Below are 22,664 nucleotides of genomic sequence, written 5' to 3' on the forward strand. Positions count from 1 at the left end.
AATAAAAAACCTATTAATAAATAATAGGTCAGCTAATTTCTTTCATAAAATAAGAAAGGGTTAAAAGAGAGTCGTTAAGTCTAATATTTTCAACAACTACACCTTCAGGTCCCTTTAAATCGTAGGGCGCAAAATTCCAAATTCCCTTAACGCCTGCATCTATAACTTTTTTTGCCACATCCTGGCAAAATTCCTTGGGCACAGTTATTATTGCAACATCAACTTTCTCATCTCTTATGTATTTTTCCATGTCCTTCATATTCCTAACCTTGATGCCACTTATGTCTTCCATGTCCTCTTTGACATCAAAGAGAGAAATCACATTAAAGCCAGAATCTCTAAAGCCCTTGTATCTGGCAATGGCTTGGCCAAGCCTACCTGCACCAATGACAATGCTCTTGTAAGACTTATCTATTCCTAGAATTTTATCCACTTGTTCCTTTAGAGCCTTGGTGTTGTAGCCATAGCCCTGTTGACCAAAGCCGCCAAAATTATTTAAATCCTGTCTAATTTGTGACGCAGAAAAGCCAGTGATGCGGCTAAGCTCCTTGGAAGAAACTCTCTCAATACCACTGTCAATTAATTCTTTTAAATATCTATGATAAACTGGCATTCTCCTTATAACCGTTTCAGAAATGCCCCTTGCGTTCTTAGGCAAATTTACACCCCCAATTGTTTATATTATAACAATCTTTGCTATTTTTGTAAATTGAGGCACTTTAAAATTATAAAAATTTAAAAATTATTATTCTACTAATTTTCCTTGCACAACAAGCCTTGTATCCTTTGGAGAACAAGTTTGTAGGGTTAAAATATCTTTAAATTCACTGGGGACTTCTGTCTTTAATATATTTCTCTCTTTGATGTAGGTGCGAAGTTTTTCTCCATCTTCTTCTGAATATTTTGGACTTCTAAATTCATCATAAGGTCCTGCCTTATACACTGCAAAGATTTGGTATTTCTTGTAGCCAGCCTCAGAAAAAATTTCAATAAATCTATTTTTTTCAAAAAATCCATCTTCCTCTAACTTGTGAAGTGCTCTAAAATTTCCGCCGCGATCATTGTTGTGGCCATAAATAATTGTGTTTTGGTCAGAAAAATTCTCCTCGTTTCTGTAGTCCATGAAAATTGCTCCAAAGACATTGTAGTCATTCTTGTAATTATGATTTAGGTAATATTTGTTGTCACTGCCCTTTACTATGGGATAATCTATTTCTGTCCCGTCCACTTTTATCCAGCCAATTACTGACTCATAGTCTTTTTGAAGTGCCTCAATTTTTTCCCTTGCTTCCTTATCCCTATTGTCATCAGCAAGCTTTTCTTCATTAGATTTTTGAAACTTCTCCTGCACTTCCCTTGTAGCAGTCTTAAATTCCTTGTCAGCCTTGTTGTAACTATATATTCTATAAAAGCTTGTGGCTAAAATTACTATTAAAATTATTTCTACTATACTTAAAATTTTATTTTTCATCTTTTCTCCTTTAGAAAATCTAAATGTTACCTATATACTTACCTGATTTTAATACAAATAGTCAAGGAAAATAAAAATTAAAGAAAGAAATCTTTGCAAATTTGACATCTCAAGTCTTTTTAAATTATTATTATAATATAGTTTCACATAATAAAGTAGACTTAAAACTTTTGACAGAGGTGTTTATTTTGAAAGAAGACAAGTATCAGGAAATGAAAAAAAGAATTCCAAATATAAAAAATATAATGAGAATAAGACAAAGCAGAAAAAAAGGTGACATGGGTTATCTTGATTTTTTCATGCTTGGTTTTGGGTCTATGGTTGGAGTTGGCTGGGCAGTTTCATCTAACCACTGGATTGCTCAAGCTGGAGGTCCCATCCCTGCCTTTTTAGGTTTTATAATCGCCACCCTGCTTTTGATACCAATTGGCTTGTGTCATGGTGAACTTCTCGCCACTCTTCCTCAAGGAGGCGGCGTCTTAGTTTACACCAACAAGGCCTTTGGGAGAAATTTATCCTTTATATCATCATGGTTCTTGGCACTTTCTTACTTGACAATACTTCCTTGGGAGGCAATTTATATAAACACCATCCTCGAAAATTTGATTCCTTGGCTCTCAAGTTCAAGAGTCCTTTATTATGTAGTAGGTGCTCCCATAAAAGCATCTTCCATCCTTCTTGGAGTCATCCTAGCCCTTTTATTATTTTTTATAAACTTTAAGGGGTCTGATTTTGCTTCAAAGCTTCAGTCTATACTTTCTATTTTAATAATTGTAATAGGAGTAATAGTAATTATATTTTCTTTTAAGGCAGGAAATGCAAATAATTTATACCCCCTTTACCAAAATGTTGGCGAGGGAAGTCACTCCTCACTTTTCGGCGGAATAATAGCCATTGTAGTATTAGTTCCCTTTTTTATGTCAGGCTTTGACACTATTGCACAGTCTGTTGAAGAAACTTCGCCAGATAAGAAATTTAAAAATGTGGCAATTTCCATGGTCCTTTCCATAGTTGCTGCAGGAATTTTTTACTCACTTGTTATACTTTCAACAGCTAGCGTCTCCAATTGGCAAGAATATTCTCTCGCCAGTCCACCTGCCATGGGCTATTTGCTTCAAGAAGCTTATGGTGGAAAGCTAGGTTACATTCTTTCAAAACTAATTATAATAGGAACTTTGGCAGGACTTTTTTCCACTTGGAACGGAATGTTTATGGCATCGGCAAGACTAATCCAATCAATGGCAAAAAATAATTTAATTCCAAAAATTTTTGCCAAGGAACATGCCGAGTATGGAACTCCAGTAACTGCTCTAGTTTTTTGCTTTATTTTTGCTGCCATAGGTCCCTTTGTGGGCATGAACTTAATAGACCCCTTAACTAGTCTGGGTTCAGTTTCCTTTGTCATCGGTTGGTTCTTAACTTGCCTATCCCTTGTGGTTTTAATAAACAAGGACAAAGAGTATTACACATCCTTTAAGGCACCTGGTGGAAAGCTAACTATTTATCCAGCAATAATAATTTCTGCTGTAATTGTCATCTCCACCTTTGTTCCAAAGACTCCTGCCTTTATGGGCTACACTGCCTTAATTATTTTCTTCTTCTGGTTATTTTTGGGGCTGGCCTTTTTAAAATTTTATAGTAAAAAAGCTTAGCCAATAAAAAAGCAGAGACAAAATTTATCTCTGCAAGTATTTTAAATTATTTCTTGGACCTTTCCCTCTGTCTCTTAAATAAAAACTCCTATTGCCAAGATTATTGCAGAGGGAATCATTATGATGCGACCAAATAATTCCAAGAAGTTTTCCAAATTTTTTTCTTCTCTATAGTCCCTTAATTTTTTTGGGATTCCCAAAGCCAAGCCAAGTGCTACAAGTAAAAATCCCAAGCATTTTAAAATTTCCACCTTAATATTTCCTTAAGTCAAAAAAATTTTCGGCAATCATACATCTTATTGACCCGCCGCCATATTTTGCAATTGTGTCTACGCAAATAGGAAGGATCTCATCATACTTTTCAATAATTTTTTTGTGGTCATCACTTAGGCTATCATAGGCAGCCTTTGAAATCACGAGAATATTTTTGTCTTCTCCCTTTAACTCAATGGAGTTTGCCGCAAAATTATTAAACTCATCTTCTGAAAGAGATATTATTTCCTTGCCGCTTTCCCTCAAGGAATTTAAAACTTCCTCTCTATTTTCAGTAATCAAACTATCTGCAATAATTGCAAACTTTTCTGCCACCATCATAAGCACATTTGTGTGGTAAATGTCCTTACCCTTGTCCCTTGCCCTAAAAGCCACTGGCTTAAGACCAAAGACCTTGGCAAATTTTAAAAATTCATCTTCGTCGCAGCGCTTTGATAGGCAGCCGTAGCAAATATTACTCCACCTGTCTATGACAAGGGCGCCTGTTCCTTCCAAAACTTTTCCCTCATCATTTCTAAAATCAACTAGGTCAGCTTTGTCATAATCAATAATTTTTTTTAGCTGGGGAATAATTTTTTCGTACTCCTTATTTCTGTTTTCTGTGTACATTTCTGACACAAAAACTTTTCCTGGGAAGGTCACAAAGACATTGTTAGGAAAAATTGAATCTGGTGTAGACTCATCAAAATCTTCTATTACATAAACATGAATTTTATTTTCTTGAAGAAGTCTTACTGCCTGGTCAAATTCCTCTAAGGCTCTCTCTTTTATTTCATCCTCTGCACTTTCCCTGGGACGCTCTTGGTAGGCATTGTCAATGGCTGTCTCTTTATTGTACTTAAAGGCATAGGGCCTAACTAAAATTACTTTATTTGTTATCATTTCTCGCTCCTTTTTTTCATTATAACAAATATAAAAATAAAAGGCTCTCCAGAAAATTTGGAGAGCCAAAAATTTTTAATAATAATTTATTACATTTTCAAGTAAAAGTAGGTTGGTAATGCTTCCTATGCCACCGGGAACTGGTGAGTAGGCACTTATTTTTCCATCTACTGACTTTTCGTCAAGGTCGCCTCTGTATTTCCCTTCCTTATTTTTTGAAGTGCCAATGTCAATTACAAGAGCATCTTCATTAAAATAAGTCTCATCTAAAGTTTCAGCACGGCCCATGGCTGTAAAAATAATTTCTGCCGACCTTGTGTGTTTTTTAAGGTCCACTGTACCCACATGGCAAATTGTAACTGTGGCAAGATCCTTTAAAAGAAACATGGCAAGGGGCTTACCCACAACATTGGAGTGGTTGATTATAACTGCCTCCTTGCCCTTTAAGTCATAGCCATAAAACTTTAAAAGCTCATAGGCTGCCTTTGGGGCAAGGGGCGTGAAACCACTGACATCTCCACTGAAAACTCTCGCCATGTTTAGGGGATGCATGCAGTCCACATCTTTTTTTGGATCTAGGGCAAGAGAAATTTTTTTCTCGTCAAAATTTTCTGGAAGAGGTCTAAATACAAGTATGCCGCCAATTTTTTCGTCAGCATTTAATTTTTTTATTGCATCAATGACTTCATCTTGGCTGGCATCTTTTGCAAATTCATTGACATCAACCTCAATGCCAAGTTTTTCTGCCGTCTTTTTTATTCCCTTTTCATAGGCAAGGCTTCCGTAGTCCTTGCCTACTCTTATTATAGAAATAATTGGCTTAGATTTTAAGTTTTTTACCCTTTCTATTAGGTCACCACTTTTTTTCTCAACATAATCCTTAGCATATAAAATCTTAGTCATCTTTCACCTCACTTGGAAGATAAACTTCCACTTCTTCTCTTAAAATTTTTATCTTAACTGGCAAGCTTGGTCCCTTGTCCCCATCAATGTCAAGCGCAACTTCTTCTCCATCCATTGAATTTATTTCCACTTCTTTAACTGTATAGTGAACTATGCTTTCTCCCTCTTCAACTTCGCCGCTAAGGGAGTCCTTTAAAACTTCAAGCCTGTCCCTTACTGAATCACTTGTCATTATAAATAGGTTTGCCTTGCCACTATTCATCTCTTCATTTTCTTGGGTAAATTCTAATTTTCCAATTTTATTTGTAAGACCAACTATTAAGTGGTCTACTGATCCAGAATAATTTCCACCATCAGATTTCACATCAAGTTTATATTCTTCAGACGAAGCTAATTTTTCTATGGACTTCTTTATATAGGCAAGACCACCAAATTTTGACTTTTCTTCTGAGGAGACTTCGTGGATTGCCTCTGGCACAGCCCCTATTGAAGCAAAGAGGCTGAAAATTTTATCATTTACCTTGCCAAGGTCAATCTTCTTTGTCCTTTTAAAGTCAAAGGATCTTAGGGCAGCTTCCTTGTCATCATCTATTCCCAGTTTCTTTGCCAATAAATTTCCCGTACCTCCTGGCAAAATTAAAAGTTTAGCCCTTGAAGAAGTTTTATGCATACCCAATAAAACTTCATTTACACTTCCGTCACCACCATAGACTCCTATGGCGTCTACATCCCTTATCTCTTCAACAAATTTTGTGCCGTCGCCAGATTCTTTTGTCTCCTTAATAATAATTTCATCAAAATATTTTTTGAGATAATCTTCAACTTCTCCCACAAATTCTTTGCCGCTTTCGTCTCCAGAATTTGGGTTGTATATAAATAAAATTTTCATTTAAACACCTCTATCTATCAATATACTATCATGCCGCCGTTAGGCGAAATAATTTGCCCTGTCATGTAGGAGTTTTTCTCTGAAATCATAAAGGCAACTAGCTCTGCTATCTCTTCAGTGGTGGCAAGTCTACCCATGGGAATTTCCTCAGAGAGAAGGCACAAATTTTCTTCTCCTATTTCTTTGGTCATTGGTGTATCGACTGCACCTGGTGCAATGGCGTTAACCGTTATGCCAGAGTAGCCAAGTTCCTGTGCCAGAGCCTTAGTAAGTGCATTTATGGCGCCCTTACTTGCCGAGTAATGACTTTCCATGGAGCCACCAACTATGCCCCAGATGGAAGACATATTTAAAATTTTCCCTGAATGCTTCTCTAGCATATAGGGGAGGGCTGCGTGAATGGAATTGTAAACACCCTTTACATTTACATCAAAAATATGGTCCCAAGTTTCTTCGTCAATGTCTTGGAAAAGTGCGTAGCTAGAAATTCCTGCATTGTTTATAAGTATGTCAACACCCTTAAATCTTTTTGAAACTTCGTGAAACATTTCTTCCACTTCAGAAAATTTTGTCACATCTGCCTTTATGGCAAGGGCATCTTTTCCCATAGTTCTAATTTCTTCTTCTAATTTTTTTGCTTCTTTTTCAGATTTATTGTAATTTATTATAATTCTATAGTCTTCTCTTGCCAGCCTCTTGGCAATTTCTCTGCCAATACCTCTTGAGGCACCTGTTATAAGTACAGTCTTCATGTCACACCAACCTTTAGTTTCATTATAGCAAATTTATTTTAATTCTTTAATTAGTTAGACATAAAATATTTTATAAAGCAAAAAAACTATGTCCGAGACATAGTTTTTTCTAGGTAAATATGCATTTTTGATTAAATATCTAATCTTGCTTCTTCGTCGAAGTTTTCTTCTGGAATAGGTCTCTTTACAATGTACTTGTAATAGATTTTTTCAACTGCCATTGAAATAGCGTTATCGCCAGTTACGTTAGCTGCTGTACCAAAAGAGTCTTGAGTTAGATATAGTGAAATTAAAATTGTAGCAAGTGTTCCTGATGATTCAATTCCTACTACTGGTAAGAATGGAAGTGCACTCATTACTGCTCCACCTGGTGCTCCTGGTGCTGCTACCATGGCAACTCCTAGGATTCCGATAAATTTAAGAATTAGTGGGAAAGAGTGAGGCATATCAAACATTGAAAGTAGTGTAAATACACAAGCTGTTAAAGTAATCATTGATCCAGCTAAGTGAACTGTTGCACATAGTGGGATACAGAATTCTCTAATTTGTCTTGTTACACCCATTTTTCTGTTACAAGCAACGTTAACAGGAATAGTTGCTGCTGAAGATTGAGTTCCTATAGCTGTTAAGTAAGCTGGAACTGCTGCTTTTAAGCATTTGAATGGGTTTCTTCCAGTGTATGCACCTGATATAACAAATAAAAGAACCAAATATAGTGTATGCAAAATAATAATGCAAAGGAATATTTTCCAGAATATTCCAAGAATTGCAAATACTGAACCTGAATATGATAGGTTACAGAAGTTACCAAAGATGAAGAATGGAAGTAGAGGTATTACGAATTTAGCTAATACTAAATTTATGATTTCATTGAATTCGTTAATTCCCTTATAGAAAATTTCTCCGCTTCCCTTAGCTCTTAGTGCTGAAACTGTAAGTCCTAGCATAAATGCAAGTACAAGTGCTGCAGTTACATCGATGAAAGCTCCTAGTGGAATTTCAAAGAAAGGTGCAATTTCATTTGCAGTTGCTTTTTGAACTTGTTCTGCAAGTTCTGGTTTAATAAAGCTTGGGAATATGTTTCTTGCCATAGTGTAGGATAGAGATCCTGCAACTAATGTAGATAAATAAGCAAGTCCAACTGTTACTCCTAAAAGTTTACCAGCACCTTCAGATAGGTCTGCAATACCCTTAGATACAAAGGCAATAATCATTAATGGAATAATGAAGTTTAAGAACTTTCCAAATAATCCTGAGATTGTGATTGCAATTTTAGTTACTACTGCTGGACAATATTGACCAACAAGAATACCTAGTGCAATAGCTATAATAAGTCTAGGAATTAGACCTATTTTTTTCTTTTTTTCTGTCATTTTAATCCTCCTTAATATTCAAAAACTCGGCTCTAATACATTGTCCGGTTTTTGTACCTGCTAGCCCGCCAAGACCAGTCTCCCTAATTGATTCATGTAGTAGATGCCCAACTTCACCCATTGCTTGACAAACTTCGTCAAAAGGTACAATTGATTTTACACCTGCAAGGGCCATGTCAACTGATATGAAAGAATTCATAACACCTGAGGCATTTCTAAAAGTACATGGATACTCTACTAGTCCCGCTATTGGATCGCAGGCGAGCCCCATTACATTAATAAGTGTAATGCTGGCTGCATTTAGTGCTTCTTCTACGCTTCCGCCAAGCATCTCTACTAGTGCGGCAGCTGCCATAGCACTGGCAGAACCACATTCAGCTTGGCATCCACCTTCAGCACCGGCGAATGTTGCATATTTACCAATAATTTGCCCTATTCCTATTGATGTCAAAAGTCCATTTATTAATGTCTCATCATCTAAACCATATTTGTCTCTTGCTGCCATTAGGGCTGCAGGCATAATACCGGAACTTCCAGCAGTTGGCGCTGCTGCAATAGTTCCCATATTGGCATTGGTTTCAGATGTGGAAAAGGCCATAGCCATTGTCCTAACTAGAAATTTGCTAGTTAAAGGATCTTTTTCTTTTTGATAGTCGTTCATCTTCTTTGCAAAGCCGTCTATCATTTTATATTCAGTGTCGTAAGTTTTATCTAGTGTTTCATGCGATGAAGCTTTCATGACATCTAAAATTTCTTGAAGCTTTTTCTTCATCTCTTCTTCAGTCATTTTAAGGGTCTTTGTCTCTCCCTTTAAGACTAAATCATAAAGGTGAAGATTTTCACTTTCGCATACTTCTATAATTTCTTTAGCAGTATTTAACATTTAAACCTCCACATATTTTGAAGTTAAATATCTAGGATTATTTAACAAAAGATTTTTTAAATTTTCATTGGCATTTTCGTCTAGCTCAACAGTTAGGGTTACAATTTCAGTAAGCATATCCTTAGATGTGTTAATAGATTCAATATTGTAATTTTCATTAGCTAAAGCTGTGGAAACTTCAGCGATAACGCCCTTTTGTTCATTGTATTGGAACAAAAATGTAGGGAATTTGCCATCAAATTCAACCTTTATTCCATTTATGTCAACGATTATCATATTGCCTCCGCCAATTGAGGAGCCAATTACATATTCGCTACTTCCATCTTTATAATTAAATTTTATTTTAACTGTATTTGGGTGATACTCTTCTCCTAAATTCATTGGGATGAAAGAGTAGTTAATGCCTCTCTCATCAGCAATTTCGTAAGCCCTTCTAATAGAATTATCATAGGTCTTAAAGCCCATTATTCCGCCTAAAAGTGCCCTATCAGTGCCATGTCCCTTATATGTATATGCAAAAGAACCGTGTAAATAAAATTCCACGCTTTCATAATTTCCAGGACAAATTTTTGCAGCAACTCTTGCTATCTTGCAAGCGCCTGCAGTGTGTGATGACGATGGACCAACCATTATGGGTCCAAGGATTTCAAAGGAACTATATTCTTTCATTATTTAACCCTCTCCTTGCTATTCTATTTTAGCATAAAGTGATAAAATTGTGAATTAATTTTAACATTCCTAAACCCTCTAAACAACAAATTTTTAGTCAATAGTTGATTATAAATAGATTGTACATTGCATGAAATTAAATCGTTTAATTTATCCCATTACAGCACTGATAAAAATAATAATCTTCACAAATAAGTCTTGCAAGTATAAAAAAAATACTATAACATTTACTATGAGGATATTATTTTCATTAATGAGGAGGAATTGAATGAAAGAACAGAACAAAAAAATTAAAGACAAAAATGATGTTGGCGGCTTTCTGAAAGGCGTAGAAAGAATTGGTAATAAATTACCTCACCCTGCCATGATTTTTGCAATACTAAGTGTAATCGTAATCATAATTTCACATTTTGCAGCAAAATCAGGCTTAAATGTTACATATTTCGATGCCAAGGCTGGAGAAGAAGTTACTAAAGAGGCTGTATCTCTATTAAATTGGGAAGGGCTTGCTTACATTTTTAACTCTGCAACAGAAAACTTTACAGGCTTTGCTCCACTAGGAACAGTTCTTGTAGCTATGCTTGGTGTTGGTGTTGCTGAAAACAGTGGACTTTTTGATGCAACTTTAAAAAGACTTCTATCAAATGTAAACCCTACACTTTTAACTGCCACAGTTGTATTTGCTGGTGTTATATCAAATATTGCATCTGACGCTGGATACCTAGTAGTAGTTCCACTAGGAGCACTTATATTTGCAAACGCAGGTCGTCATCCCCTTGCTGGAATAGCTGCAGCCTTTGCAGGCGTAAGTGGTGGTTTCTCTGCCAACTTAGGTCTAGGTACTACTGACCCACTACTTACAAATATTACAAATGAAGCCCTAAAAGCTGGTGGTATAGACATGACTCTTGCCGCTACTTGTAACTGGTACTTCCTATTTGTATCAACTTTCTTAATCACAATTATTGGTACCTTTGTAACTAATAGAATTGTAGAAAAGAACTTGGGAGAATATCATGGCACTTATAAGGCAGACGAAACACCTATAACTGACCTTGAAAGAAAGGGACTTAGAAACGCACTTATAGCACTTCTTATATACTGTGCAATAATGGCCGCACTTATGTTCCCAGCTAATGCACCATTTAGAGCTTTTGATGAATCTAAAAATGCAATGACACTTAAATACTTCTTGGGTCACGGACTTATACCTGGAATGTTATTACTTTTCATGATTCCTGGTCTTGCCTATGGTAAAACTGTTGGAACTATAAAAACTTCCCACGACCTTGTTGATGCCATGACAAAAGCCATGAAGGGCATGGGCGGATACCTTGTTCTTGCTTTCTTTGCGGCACAATTTGTATCTTACTTCAATAAGACAAACTTGGGACTAATCCTTGCAAAAAACGGAGCAGACTTCTTAGAGTCAATTAACTTAAAGGGACTTCCACTATTAATTATGTTCATCTTGCTTTCAGCTTTCCTAAACCTATTTATGGGTTCAGCTTCTGCAAAATGGGCAATTATGGCTCCAATATTTGTGCCAATGATGTATAATCTTGGACTTTCACCTGCACTTACACAAGTTGCCTATAGAATTGGTGACTCTTCAACAAATATCATTACACCACTTATGTCTTACTTTGCAATGATCGTTGTCTTCATGCAAAAATACGACGAAGACTCTGGACTTGGAACTCTTACATCAATGATGCTTCCATATTCAATGTTCTTCTTGTTAGGTTGGACACTTTTAATGATAGTATGGTACCTAATAGGACTTCCTGTTGGACCAGAAGCACCACTTCATGTAGAAGACATGATAACAATGTTATTTATCTAATAAAAAAATAAAATATTCTCAAAAAATAATCCCGGTGGAAATTTTTCCATCGGGAATTTTTTTAATCTTAAAATAAATTTTAAAGCCTTCTATTTTTTCTTAGAGATTTTTAGCCCACACCAAAATCTGTAATTTCAAATAAAATATCAACTCGTGGATCATCTTCAAGATACCTATATTTTTCCACGAACCACGCTACAAGTTCATCGTCTCTTTTTATATCTGTGGAGTTGTTCATAAAAATATTTACTGTTGCGTGAGAGAAGTTTTTTATGATTTCCATGTCACGGTCAATCATTTCTCTCGTCTGTCCCTTTATTCCCACCATAACACAAGGGGAATCAAAATATTTTTGGACTTCTCTATAGTCTTTAAAGTCAGCTCCCTTTTTTAGGACTTTTTCCCTAAAGTCATTGTCAAAAGTTTCTATGCCAGTTTTAAAAGTTATGGGGATTCCAAAAAAGTCTCTTATCTCATCTAGTCTATTTCTATAAATCCAATGAGCTTCAAAAAATAAGCGCCTTATATTTTTTTCTTCAACAACTTTTTTTATTGCCTCAAGACTTTTGTCTGTCAAATCAAAAACTGAGGCTGAGTCGATGACTTCTAAAACTCCAAATTCTCCAGTGACATTTTTTAAAACTTCAAGATTTATGTCATCAATTTTTTTACTGTCCACTTCGTTGTCTTCTATATAATCACAGAAAGTACACTTGCCCCACTTGCAGGGTCTTGCCTTTAGAAGGACAATTTCCCTTTTTGTCTTATTTGTAATTTTTGAATATCTATTGATAAAATCATCTCCTCAAATAAAATCAATCTTCTCTAAATATTTTACCACAAATACTTTACAGTTGGCTTGGTGTAAATGTTGACACTTGCCTTTCTTTTCTCTATACTAAAGCTTACACAATATAGTAAATATGTGAAAAATTTAATGAAATGTTAATAATTTATAAAATAAGTTTTAATATTTTAAATGTATAATAGTAAAAATAGATAAAATAAAATAATTGTGAGGAAATATATGGCAGTAAAAATAATTGTAGGATCAACTTGTGACATAGAAGAAAATATTAAGAAGGACTTAATTGTAGTGCCACTTCACGTAACTTTTGGCGAAGAAGACTTTTTAGATTCAGTTGATATTACAAAGGATGAATTTTATGAAAGGCTTGAGAAAAAGGAAGAGTTCCCAAAGACAAGTCAACCTACGCCTGTGGCTTTTATGGATGTTTACAAAAAAGTCATAGATGAGGGCGATGAGGCTGTGGTAATTGTCTTGTCATCAAAGCTATCTGGTACTTATCAAAGTGCAAAGCTTGCAAGCCAGGATCTTGAGGATAAAATTTTTATTGTAGATAGCTTAAATGTTTCAAATGCAGAGGGAGCCCTCGTTGATTATGCCTTGAGACTTGTAAAAGAAGGAAAGTCTGCAAGAGAAATTGCTGAACTTTTAGAAGAAGCAAAGAAAAGACTTAGACTTGTAGTTTTAGTTGACACCTTGGAATATCTTGAAAGAGGCGGAAGAATTTCCAAGGCATCTGCCCTTATAGGTGGACTTTTCTCTGTCAAGGTCCTTCTTTCCATGGAAGATGGCGCAATTGAATCTGTTGGCAAGGCAAAGGGAATAAAAAATGCCAACAACTTATTTATTAGCGAAATAAAAAAACATGGGTCTATTGACTTTTCCATGCCACTTAAACTTGGCTACACAGGAAGAGACAGTGAAAAGATTGAAAAATATTTGAGAGAGACAAAAGATCTTTGGGAAGATAAAATTTCTTCTCCAGAGTTTATACAAATAGGAAGCGTTGTTGGCACTCACACAGGTCCAGGCGCCCTCTTCCTTGCATATTTTAGAAATTAATTTTAATTTCCTTTCGGGGAAATTTTCTATATAATTTTTTTCTTTTTTAAGTTATTTATTAAGAGTAGTTTTTATAATTATTTTTTGAGAAAGGAAGGAATTTATGGAGGAAAAGAAAATAGTTGTATCGGGCATTACTTTTCGCTACGAGGATTTGGAAATTAATGATGAAGTCATGGAAAATATAGAGGACTTTTTACTGGACTTAGAGAACAGCCCCGATGGAATTTACGACAGCTTCTTTATGTATAAGGATGGCGACAACTTAATTATTTACTAATTTTTAAAGCTAGGGATGACCCTGGCTTTTTTTATAAAATTTGCCAAGACTTTATTGCCAACTTTATTTTTTATTTTTATAATTTTTACCTAAATTTAGATTTCTTTATCAAATTATAAATCTGTGGTAAAATGAAGAGGACAGGAGTTGATTTATTGGAAAAAGAAACTGATTTTAAGGGACTCTTTAGACTCTTTACTAGGTCTATAATTATTTCCATGATTGGAATGATTTTTCCCTTTCTTTATATTTTATTTCCTTCTATGTATGTAGTTGAATCTGTAAAAGAAGGAATCATAAAGGTGATGGCGACTTTAATTGCAGTTGTCCTCCTAATCGGTGCCATCTTAGGACCCATGGAGGCAATAATAATTTTTACAATTTTTGGGCCCTTCATCTTAATTTTTCACTATATGATTAGCACCAATAGACCTGTTGCACCGACAATTATGGCAACATCTCTTATATTTTTTACATCTATAATGGTTTTATTTTTTGCCTTTGGCATAAATAGTGAAGTGCTAAATTCAAGGGAAACAATTAATTCCATTACAGGCTTTTACACAAATATTGCTAAGGAAGCTGGACTATCACAAGGGGACCTATCAAATTTTGCTGCAAGTGCAGAAATTTATTACAAGAGATTTTTACAAATCCTTCCCTCTGTTTTGATAATCATATCTGTAGTCACTTCCTATGTAACTTACACTACAGCTGGAAGAAGTCTCCTTTCAAAGGGAAAGTTTATCATGCAACCTTCTTCTCTTGAATTTTTAAAACTCCCAAGAGAAGTTATTATGCTATCAATTGCTACTCTTGCAATTTTTTCTTTGACTGGCGATTATTTTGGTCCCAGCGGTCAAATTTTCACCTTAAATTTAATGAACTTAGTTTTTTTCATGCTCTTTGCGGCAGGTATAAGCGTTCTTAAATTTTATATGACAAGATTTGGCTTTAAGAGTTTTTTACAATACCTATTAATTGGTCTTTGCCTAGCCATCTCAGGGCTACAAATTTTTGTCATGATACTTGGCGCCCTTGACCAAATTGTTAACTTTAGAAAAATTAATTAAGTGGGAATATTATGAAAGATAATTATAAAATTAGCGATTTTCTCCCCTATCTTATTTTTGGAATCGCAGTCGTTATTATTTTAATAATACTAAAGCCAATTCTTGGCCTTATTTCAATTATTGCTTTTGCATATGTTTTTTATTTAAGCTATTCCGAAATCAAAAATAAGAATGAAGAGACAATCAAACACATTGAAAATTTAAACGAAAATTTTGACTCCTTAACTAAGGAAGCTATTTTTGACATGCCCTTTCCCCTTGTAGTAACTGACGAAAAGGCAAAAATCCTCTGGTACAACACTCCCTTCATAAATTTATTTAACGAGAAGAGCGTGCTAGACAGGGACCTTGAAAATTTAGTTAAGGATATTGACATCTCAAATATAATAGGTAGAAACGGTGCCAACACCCTTCCTATTGAAATCAACAAGAGATCCTTTAGCGTCTACACCAATGTTGTGGAAGATAAGTCTGAAAATAAGGATGGGAAGTCTGTCCTCCTTTACTTTGTAGACAACACAGCCTACAAAAATTTAAAGGACAAGTACACCTTTGAGTACCCAATTATTGCAAAGATCGAAGTGGACAATTTCTCTGAGGCAATATCTTCTGCCCCATCAGAAATTAGACCCCTGCTTATTGCAGAGATTGACTCAACTATTTCTCAGTACTTTGAAGAATACGACGCCCTAGTTAGAAAAATGGACGAAGATTTGTACCTTGTTGTAATGACCTATAAGTCCCTAACTATTTTAAAGGACAAGAGATTTGACATCTTAGACGACCTTAGAGATTTAAACAAGGGCAACTCCATTCCAATAACCTTATCCATTGGTGTTTCTTCCTTTGGACTTAATTTCAAAGATGCCTACCTTGAAGCTGACTCATCTCTTGATTTGGCACTAGGTCGTGGTGGTGACCAAGCCGTTGTAAAGGTTGACGACAACTATGCCTTTTTTGGCGGCAAGTCAAAGGCTGTTGAAAAGAGAAATAAGGTTAAGGCTAGAGTTATAGGTGAAGCCCTAAAACAATTAATCGACAGATCTGAAAATGTCTACATCATGGGTCACCAAAATCCAGACATGGATGCCATTGGTGCTGCCATAGGTTGTCTTCGTGCAACCCTAAATAGGAATAAGGAAGGCTTTATAGTCCTTGAAAAGTCCAATCCATCTATTGACAATTTAATTGACAGGATGAAGGAAGAGGAGCCTGAGCTTTATGCAAAGGTCATTTCTAGGGAAACTGCCATGAATACAATAAAGCACTCTTCTCTAATAATTTTAGTTGACAATCACAAGCCATCCTTTACAGAGTATCCAGACCTCTTAAAGGCAACTGGTCAAATAGTTGTAATCGACCACCACAGAAGGGGCAAGGAATTTGTTGAAAATCCGGTTTTAACTTATGTAGAACCCTATGCTTCTTCCACTTGCGAGCTCATAACTGAAATGCTAACTTATATGTCTGACGACTTAAATTTAACTCACTTTGAAGCCGATGCTCTCATGAGTGGAATAGTTGTTGACACAAAGAACTTCTCCTTCCAAACTGGGGTGAGAACCTTTGAAGCTGCTTCAGTTTTAAAGAGAGCTGGGGCAAATATGTTAAAGGTAAAGGCACTTTTCCAAGACGATTTTGACACTATGCTTTACAGGGCAGATGTAATTCACAACACAAAAATTATCCACGACAATATTGCTGTATCGAGATTTGAAAAGGCGGCAAAAAATTCCGTCCTTGTGGCTGCACAAGCTGCCGATGCCCTACTTGATATCAACGGCATTGACGCATCCTTTGTTTTAACAATTAACGATGGCAAAACCCACATCTCTGGCAGGTCTCGTGGAGAAGTTGTATCAGTTCAACTTATACTTGAAAAAATTGGCGGCGGCGGTCATTTAAATATGGCTGGAGCCCAAGTTGACACAGAAGATTTAGACGAAGCTGAAAAGATTTTAATAGAAGCTATAGATGAATATTTAGAAGAAAACAAAAGCGAGGAATAACATGAAAGTAATTTTATTAAAGGACGACAAAAACTTAGGACCAAAGGGAAGCATAGTTAACGCAAAGACTGGCTACGCTCGTAACTTTTTAATCCCAAGGGGAGTTGCCATTGAAGCTACTCCTGAAAACATGGAAACTTGGAAGAAAAATAAAATTGAAGAAGAAAAGTTAGAAAAGGAAAACCGCGCCAAGGCAAATGAAGTTAAGAAAAAAATCGAAGAAATAACTCTTACTATTAAGGCAAAGGCTGGCGAAGGCGGAAGACTTTTTGGTGCAATAACTTCACAAGACATTGCTAAAAATTTAAAGAGTGAATACAAAATTGAAGTTGACAAGAAAAAAATTGACCTAGCTGAAAATATTAAAGAAGCTGGCATGAAGAACATTGACATTAAACTATATCCAGATGTTACTGCAACTTTAAAGGTAAATGTTAGACCGGAATCTTGATTGACATGGATGTAAAGGACCAATTAGATTTAAATTCTGTTGAAAATATAAAAATGCCTCCTCACAGCTTAGAGGCTGAGGAATCTGCCCTTGGCTCTATGATGTTATCCAAGGAAGCCATAACCTCATCTATTGAAATTTTAAAGACAGAGGACTTTTATCAAGATGCTCACAGAAAAATTTACGATGCAATTTTAAATATTTACAACAGAAACGAACCTGCAGATGTAATAACCATTGCAGAGGAACTGAAAAAAACTGACTCCCTAGAAGAAGTTGGCGGCATAACTTATCTTGCCGACCTCTCTTCCAATGTAACTGCCGTATCAAATATTAAGTCTTACTGCAAAATTATTAAGGAAAAGGGAATCTTAAGAGAATTAATAAATGCCTCTGACAAAATTATTTCCGCTGCCTATTCATCAGATGCAAAGGCAGAACTTATAATCGAGCTTGCAGAAAAATCTGTATTTGATATTACTCAGGACTCAACAAAAAATGGACTTGTAAATATAAAAAATATTGCCCTTGAATCCTTCTCTGACTTGGAAAAGAAGGCGCAAAATCCAAATGCCTTAACTGGTCTTACAACTGGCTTTGTAGATCTTGACAGAAAAATTTCTGGTCTTCAGAAGTCTGACTTAATTTTACTTGCAGCAAGACCTTCCATGGGTAAAACTGCTCTCATGGTAAATATTGCCACTAACGCAGCCCTAAGAGGGGGCGCATCAGTTGCAGTCTTCTCCCTTGAAATGAGCAAGAACCAACTTTTCCAAAGAATTATTTCATCAAATGCCCATGTGGATTTGCAAAAAGTTATTTCCGGCAACTTAAATGAGGAAGAGTGGACAAAAATAATTAACACCATGCCCATTGTCTCCAATTTAAAAATTGAAATTGACGACACTGCCGGCATATCGCCCCTTGAACTAAAAGCCAAGTGCAGAAGGATGAAGGTGGAAAAGGGACTTGACTTAATTGTAATAGACTACTTGCAACTTATGCAGATGAACTCCCGAGTTGAGTCAAGGCAACAAGAAATTTCTGCCATTTCAAGAAATTTAAAGGCAATAGCCAAGGAACTTGAAGTGCCAGTTATTGCCCTATCACAACTTTCTCGTGCCCCAGAACTAAGAACTGACCACAAGCCAATCCTCTCTGACCTTCGTGAGTCTGGTGCCATAGAACAAGACGCCGACATAGTAATGTTTTTATACAGAGATGAATATTACACCAAGGAAGAATCAGAAAAGCCAAACATTGGCGAAGTAATTATTGCCAAGCACAGAAATGGTCCTACGGGAACAGTTGAATTAATGTTTAAGAAGGAATTTACAAAATTTTTAAATTTACAAAGAAGTGAATAAATTTTTTAAGGCTCTTGTCTTTATGGCGAGAGCCTTTTATTTTTGTCGCTACAAATGTTATAATAGCTTTGACAAATTTGGAGGTAAATATGATTTTAGACATAATAAAAGTAGTGATCCTTGGAATTATTGAAGGACTCACAGAATTTTTGCCTGTTTCATCAACAGGACACCTAATAATAGCAGACAGCTTTATAAAACTTGAGCCAAAGTCCTTTTCCAATGCCTTTAGCGTAATTATTCAGCTTGGCGCAATTCTTGCCGTAGTTTATTTATACTTCTACGACATCAATCCCATTGCCAGGGGAAAACTTGCACCAGTTATTGGCGAGGAGAAGTACGATAGTTTAACTTTTAAAGAAAAATTTAAGTACCGAGATATGGAAACTATGAGGCTAATTGCAAAGATAATTGTAGGTTTTCTTCCCGCAGCCTTTTTTGGATTTTTGCTAGACGACTTCATCGACGCCCACCTCTTTAATCCAATTACAGTTGCCATAGCCCTAATTTTTTATGGGATAATAATTATTTTTATGGAAAAAAATAATAAGAATAAGGATTTTAAGTACGAAAGCTTAGACGACATTGGACTAAAGACTGCACTTTTCATTGGCTTTTTCCAATGCCTTGCCATGGTGCCAGGCACATCTCGTTCTGCTGCCACAATTATTGGCGCCATGCTACTTGGCTGTTCAAGAACAAGCTCAGCAAAATTTTCTTTTTATCTAGCAGTGCCAACTATGCTTGGGGCAACTGCCCTTAAAATTTTTAAGATTGGCTTTTCCTTTACAGCTTGGCAATGGTTTTTGATTATTCTTGGCGGCGCCATTTCTTACATCGTTGCCCTTATAGTAATCAAAAAATTCCTCGGCTATATTCGTGAGCACGACTTTATCCCCTTTGGCTATTACAGAATAGTCCTCGGCATTCTTGTTTTGTGTCTCGGCTTTTTTAATGTAATTTAATTTTGAGGTGAATATGAAAGATTTTAATGTAGGAATAATTCAGCTGCCAGCCACTGGAGACAAGGAAAAAAACTTAAATACTATGGAAGAATATGTGACTCGGGCAAAAAAGGAAGGGGCTCATGTAATTTGTCTTCCAGAAATGTGGAACTGTCCCTACCAAAATTCTTATTTCACAAAATTTGCAGAAGAAGATTTTGGCAAGACTTACAAAAAAATGAGCCAGGTGGCAAAAGAAAATAAAGTCTACTTAATTGGCGGCTCAATACCAATTAAGTCTGGCGAAAAAATTTACAACCGCTCCTATGTCTTTGACAAGGAGGGCAAAGAAATTTACAGGTATTCAAAGATCAACCTCTTTGACATTGAGGGCTACAAGGAGTCTGATACCATTTCTGGCGGCAAGTCCCTAGGGGTTTTTGAAACAGAGTATGGGATTTTTGGTCTGGCAATATGTTTTGACCTGAGATTTCCTGAGCTCTTCCAAAGTTTTCGTGACTTTGGAGCAGAAGTCATCTTCGTTCCGTCAACCTTTATGAAAAAGACTGGCGAAGTTCACTTCCACCTTTTAAATAGGGCTCGTGCAGTGGACACTCAGTGCTATGTTGTTTCACCTGCCATAGCAAGAGATGAGGACCTTTCCAAAAACGCCTACGCCCACTCCCTGTGTGTTTCACCAAGGGGCGATGTCCTTGCAGACTTAGGCCAAGAAAAAAATCTGGCCGTAATAAAATTGGAAGATGAAAAGGTAAAGAGGGAAAGGGAAAAACTTCCCCTAGAAGTCTCAAGACAAAATAGAAAATTATAAGTTACAAATAAAAATTTATAAAAAAGAAACTCTTGCAAAATTTTCGCAAGAGTTTTTTTACGCCTTAAAAATCACTCAAGGCTTTTAATTTTAAATTCCCTTAGTGTAAAGGTAATAAGAGTAAATTGCAGGAATTATTGCTCCAAGAAAAAGTGGAACTAAAAACACAATTTCACTTTTTAAAAATACTGAAAGTATTAAAGAAAATCCAACTATTATAAAGCAAATTCCACCAAGTCTATGAGTCCTCCTCCAATTTTCATCGCTATTTAAAGTCCAAGGAAGTTTTATACCCATTGTGTAGTTCCTCTTCATCTTTGGAAGGTAATTTCCAATGGCGATTATTAAAACTCCAAGGAAAAGTGGAATTACAACTGACACTCTTATTTCTCTACCTAGTCCTACCATAACTGTTATAACATAGACTACAAGCATTATTAGTGGCATGGCAAGTTTACTTAGTGTCATTACAAAATTATTTTGTTTCTTGTTCCTTGGGTCGTTATCTACCATAAAGCAGAGGAAGATATTCATTATAGCTAAAAAAACTTGAGTGAACACCATGGCATCAAACCTCGAACTATATTTATCTGCTTGACCTTGAAAGTTCCAGTGAGTTGGAAGTTCTGCAGGCATTTTATCGTAAAACAAGAGGTTAAAAATTACTACAATTGAAAATGCTAGGATTATGGAAATTATTGAATCTTTTCTCAGTTTAAATTTATTTTTCATCTGGACCTCCTTTAAATTTAACAATCCATGTAAGTATTTCTTCGAATACCGAAGTGTTTAATTCGTAATAAATAAAATTTTTTTCTTTTTCTTCGTAAATCAAATCCTGCTCTCTTAAAATTTTTAGATGATGGGAAATTGTCGCCTTGGATAAGTCAAAGTTGTCAGAAATTTCTCCTGCATTCATCCTGCCATTTTTTTTCAGCATATTTAAAATTTCAAGCCTGACTGGATCAGATAGGGCCTTAAAAGTATCAGAAAACATATTTCACCTTCTGTGTCTATTTCGATAATTATCTAAACTCTTAATTTTATTATATAAAATTTTTTACAAAATTCAAGACTATTTTGATTTTTTTCAAAGTAGTTTTCTTTTTTTTGAAGGATAAAAATTTCCTGATTAAAAATTAATTACCAACTCATAATTATTACTTGGCTCATAATTTTTTCTTGATCATAAAATTTTTACCGATTCATAATTTTTTCTTATTCAAAAAATTTTTTTCCATTAAAAATTATTTACCGACCCCTAATTATTTCGCCCTTAAAAATTTTAACAATTAAAAAATTTTTCAATTAATAATTTTTTTAAATCATAATAATTTCTCCCCAATATTATTTCTTTTAGTGAAATACTTTCCATTATATGATATAATTTTAGAGGAAGGTGAAAAAATGATTCAAAGTTTAATAAAGGCAGCTAATGTTTTAGACATATTAAAAAATGAAAATCGAGAACTTACAATTGCAGAAATTTCTGAATTTTTAAATATACCGCCAAGCACAGCCCATAGAATTTTGTCCACCCTAATCGAGGTGGGCTATGTATCAAAGGACGAGAGGACCCACCTCTATGCCCTTGGCCCTGCCCTTATCCCTCTTGGCATAAAGGCATCCTCAAAGCTAGACCCTCAAGCTGTGGGAAAGTCTGTCCTAGAAAATTTATCTGAAATCACCATGGAAGATTCCTTTTTTATAATAAAATCTGGTGACAAGGGACTAATGCTTTCAAAGTCTGAAGGCAAGCACACCCTAAAAATCGTAGAAAATTTTGGAATAGAAATAGATTTACACAAGGGGGCAATTAGAAAGACAATCTTGGCCTTTCAGCCCAAGGAATATATCGATTATTACTTAGAAAAGGATCTTTCTGACTACTTAGACGCGTCAGTGGATAAGGCAGCCTTAAAAAAAGATTTAATAGACATTAGGAACAAAAAAATTTCTGTCTCCGACTCGGAATACATTGAAGATGCCATTGGCATTGGAGCTCCCGTATTTAATTACAAGGAGAACCTCGTGGGAGCAATTGGCGTAGTAATTCCCAAGGAAAGAGTTACAGAAGCTACAAAAAAAGAATATATAGAGGCAGTGAAAAACTGCGGCATGGAATTTTCAAAAAATCTTGGATATTCTGAAGTTTAATATTTTTTATTTATGAGTTGTGTCAAGGGGCACAACTTTTTTCTTTACCTAAATTTTTTTAGGAGCCTTAAAATTTTGTGAATTATTATTT

At 35.5% G+C, this 22,664-nt stretch carries 24 protein-coding genes; 11 read left to right on the forward strand and 13 right to left on the reverse strand.

Annotation, left to right across the window (positions count from 1 at the left end; genetic code table 11):
• Positions 1–28: 28 nt before the first annotated feature.
• A complete protein-coding gene (locus HGPG_RS08130) occupies positions 29–658 on the reverse strand; it encodes a redox-sensing transcriptional repressor Rex (protein ID WP_019125580.1) in 630 nt (209 codons plus the stop codon).
• An 87-nt stretch (positions 659–745) separates the two neighbouring features.
• The gene (gene srtB / locus HGPG_RS08135) at positions 746–1,471 is read right to left on the reverse strand and encodes a class B sortase (protein WP_019125581.1); all 726 of its coding nucleotides are present in this window, start codon (positions 1,469–1,471) and stop codon (positions 746–748) included.
• 212 nt (positions 1,472–1,683) lie between these two features.
• On the opposite strand from srtB, the gene HGPG_RS08140 reads away from it, so the two are divergent.
• A complete protein-coding gene (locus tag HGPG_RS08140) occupies positions 1,684–3,123 on the forward strand; it encodes an APC family permease (RefSeq protein WP_218915215.1) in 1,440 nt (479 codons plus the stop codon).
• A gap of 74 nt (positions 3,124–3,197) precedes the next feature.
• Here the strand turns inward: HGPG_RS08140 and HGPG_RS10370 are convergent, their stop codons facing one another.
• The 8 genes from HGPG_RS10370 to sdaAB form a co-directional block, all read right to left on the reverse strand.
• The gene (locus HGPG_RS10370; RefSeq protein WP_019125583.1) at positions 3,198–3,374 is read right to left on the reverse strand and encodes a hypothetical protein; all 177 of its coding nucleotides are present in this window, start codon (positions 3,372–3,374) and stop codon (positions 3,198–3,200) included.
• 1 nt (position 3,375) lies between these two features.
• Positions 3,376–4,278, reverse strand: coding sequence for an arginine deiminase-related protein (locus HGPG_RS08145; RefSeq protein ID WP_019125584.1), 903 nt, complete (start codon positions 4,276–4,278; stop codon positions 3,376–3,378).
• 75 nt (positions 4,279–4,353) lie between these two features.
• The gene (locus tag HGPG_RS08150) at positions 4,354–5,181 is read right to left on the reverse strand and encodes a bifunctional 5,10-methylenetetrahydrofolate dehydrogenase/5,10-methenyltetrahydrofolate cyclohydrolase (protein ID WP_019125585.1); all 828 of its coding nucleotides are present in this window, start codon (positions 5,179–5,181) and stop codon (positions 4,354–4,356) included.
• Complete coding sequence (locus HGPG_RS08155) at positions 5,174–6,070, reverse strand: diacylglycerol/lipid kinase family protein (RefSeq protein WP_019125586.1); 897 nt, start codon at positions 6,068–6,070, stop codon at positions 5,174–5,176. The genes HGPG_RS08150 and HGPG_RS08155 overlap by 8 nt, the downstream gene beginning before the upstream one ends.
• A 17-nt stretch (positions 6,071–6,087) precedes the next feature.
• Positions 6,088–6,822, reverse strand: a complete 735-nt coding sequence (ymfI, locus tag HGPG_RS08160; protein ID WP_019125587.1) for an elongation factor P 5-aminopentanone reductase — start codon at positions 6,820–6,822, stop codon at positions 6,088–6,090.
• A gap of 131 nt (positions 6,823–6,953) precedes the next feature.
• On the reverse strand, positions 6,954–8,195 hold the full coding sequence (locus HGPG_RS08165; RefSeq protein WP_019125588.1) for a dicarboxylate/amino acid:cation symporter: 1,242 nt from the start codon (positions 8,193–8,195) through the stop codon (positions 6,954–6,956).
• A gap of 1 nt (position 8,196) precedes the next feature.
• Complete coding sequence (gene sdaAA, locus HGPG_RS08170; protein ID WP_019125589.1) at positions 8,197–9,078, reverse strand: L-serine ammonia-lyase, iron-sulfur-dependent, subunit alpha; 882 nt, start codon at positions 9,076–9,078, stop codon at positions 8,197–8,199.
• Positions 9,079–9,747 (reverse strand): L-serine ammonia-lyase, iron-sulfur-dependent subunit beta, encoded by a 669-nt coding sequence (gene sdaAB / locus HGPG_RS08175; RefSeq protein ID WP_019125590.1) that lies wholly within the window; start codon positions 9,745–9,747, stop codon positions 9,079–9,081.
• Positions 9,748–10,015: 268 nt separating this feature from the next.
• On the opposite strand from sdaAB, the gene HGPG_RS08180 reads away from it, so the two are divergent.
• The gene (locus HGPG_RS08180) at positions 10,016–11,593 is read left to right on the forward strand and encodes an AbgT family transporter (RefSeq protein ID WP_019125591.1); all 1,578 of its coding nucleotides are present in this window, start codon (positions 10,016–10,018) and stop codon (positions 11,591–11,593) included.
• A 109-nt stretch (positions 11,594–11,702) separates the two neighbouring features.
• Here the strand turns inward: HGPG_RS08180 and HGPG_RS08185 are convergent, their stop codons facing one another.
• Positions 11,703–12,386 (reverse strand): radical SAM protein, encoded by a 684-nt coding sequence (locus HGPG_RS08185; RefSeq protein WP_036731958.1) that lies wholly within the window; start codon positions 12,384–12,386, stop codon positions 11,703–11,705.
• A gap of 234 nt (positions 12,387–12,620) precedes the next feature.
• On the opposite strand from HGPG_RS08185, the gene HGPG_RS08190 reads away from it, so the two are divergent.
• The 8 genes from HGPG_RS08190 (at position 12,621) to HGPG_RS08220 (ending at position 20,416) form a co-directional block, all read left to right on the forward strand.
• Positions 12,621–13,463: a DegV family protein gene (locus tag HGPG_RS08190; RefSeq protein WP_019125593.1), complete on the forward strand. Its 843-nt coding sequence runs from the start codon at positions 12,621–12,623 to the stop codon at positions 13,461–13,463.
• Positions 13,464–13,566: 103 nt separating this feature from the next.
• Complete coding sequence (locus HGPG_RS10265) at positions 13,567–13,743, forward strand: hypothetical protein (RefSeq protein WP_019125594.1); 177 nt, start codon at positions 13,567–13,569, stop codon at positions 13,741–13,743.
• A 131-nt stretch (positions 13,744–13,874) separates the two neighbouring features.
• Positions 13,875–14,816, forward strand: coding sequence for a DUF2232 domain-containing protein (locus tag HGPG_RS08195; protein WP_019125595.1), 942 nt, complete (start codon positions 13,875–13,877; stop codon positions 14,814–14,816).
• Between the two features lie 11 nt (positions 14,817–14,827).
• Positions 14,828–16,825 (forward strand): DHH family phosphoesterase, encoded by a 1,998-nt coding sequence (locus HGPG_RS08200; protein WP_019125596.1) that lies wholly within the window; start codon positions 14,828–14,830, stop codon positions 16,823–16,825.
• A gap of 1 nt (position 16,826) precedes the next feature.
• Complete coding sequence (gene rplI / locus HGPG_RS08205) at positions 16,827–17,276, forward strand: 50S ribosomal protein L9 (RefSeq protein ID WP_019125597.1); 450 nt, start codon at positions 16,827–16,829, stop codon at positions 17,274–17,276.
• A 5-nt stretch (positions 17,277–17,281) separates the two neighbouring features.
• The gene (gene dnaB, locus HGPG_RS08210) at positions 17,282–18,643 is read left to right on the forward strand and encodes a replicative DNA helicase (protein WP_036732006.1); all 1,362 of its coding nucleotides are present in this window, start codon (positions 17,282–17,284) and stop codon (positions 18,641–18,643) included.
• Between the two features lie 89 nt (positions 18,644–18,732).
• On the forward strand, positions 18,733–19,608 hold the full coding sequence (locus tag HGPG_RS08215; protein ID WP_019125599.1) for an undecaprenyl-diphosphate phosphatase: 876 nt from the start codon (positions 18,733–18,735) through the stop codon (positions 19,606–19,608).
• A gap of 13 nt (positions 19,609–19,621) precedes the next feature.
• Complete coding sequence (locus HGPG_RS08220) at positions 19,622–20,416, forward strand: carbon-nitrogen hydrolase family protein (RefSeq protein ID WP_019125600.1); 795 nt, start codon at positions 19,622–19,624, stop codon at positions 20,414–20,416.
• Positions 20,417–20,506: 90 nt separating this feature from the next.
• On the opposite strand, the gene HGPG_RS08225 is transcribed toward HGPG_RS08220, so the two are convergent.
• Both HGPG_RS08225 and HGPG_RS08230 read right to left on the reverse strand, forming a co-directional pair.
• Positions 20,507–21,148, reverse strand: a complete 642-nt coding sequence (locus HGPG_RS08225; protein ID WP_019125601.1) for an SdpI family protein — start codon at positions 21,146–21,148, stop codon at positions 20,507–20,509.
• Positions 21,138–21,413: an autorepressor SdpR family transcription factor gene (locus HGPG_RS08230; protein WP_019125602.1), complete on the reverse strand. Its 276-nt coding sequence runs from the start codon at positions 21,411–21,413 to the stop codon at positions 21,138–21,140. The genes HGPG_RS08225 and HGPG_RS08230 overlap by 11 nt, the downstream gene beginning before the upstream one ends.
• A 410-nt stretch (positions 21,414–21,823) precedes the next feature.
• On the opposite strand from HGPG_RS08230, the gene HGPG_RS08235 reads away from it, so the two are divergent.
• Complete coding sequence (locus HGPG_RS08235) at positions 21,824–22,573, forward strand: IclR family transcriptional regulator (protein ID WP_019125603.1); 750 nt, start codon at positions 21,824–21,826, stop codon at positions 22,571–22,573.
• The last annotated feature ends 91 nt before the right edge of the window (positions 22,574–22,664 follow it).

Source organism: Peptoniphilus grossensis ph5, assembly GCF_000311825.1.
GTDB classification, from domain to species: Bacteria; Bacillota; Clostridia; order Tissierellales; family Peptoniphilaceae; genus Peptoniphilus_A; species Peptoniphilus_A hominis.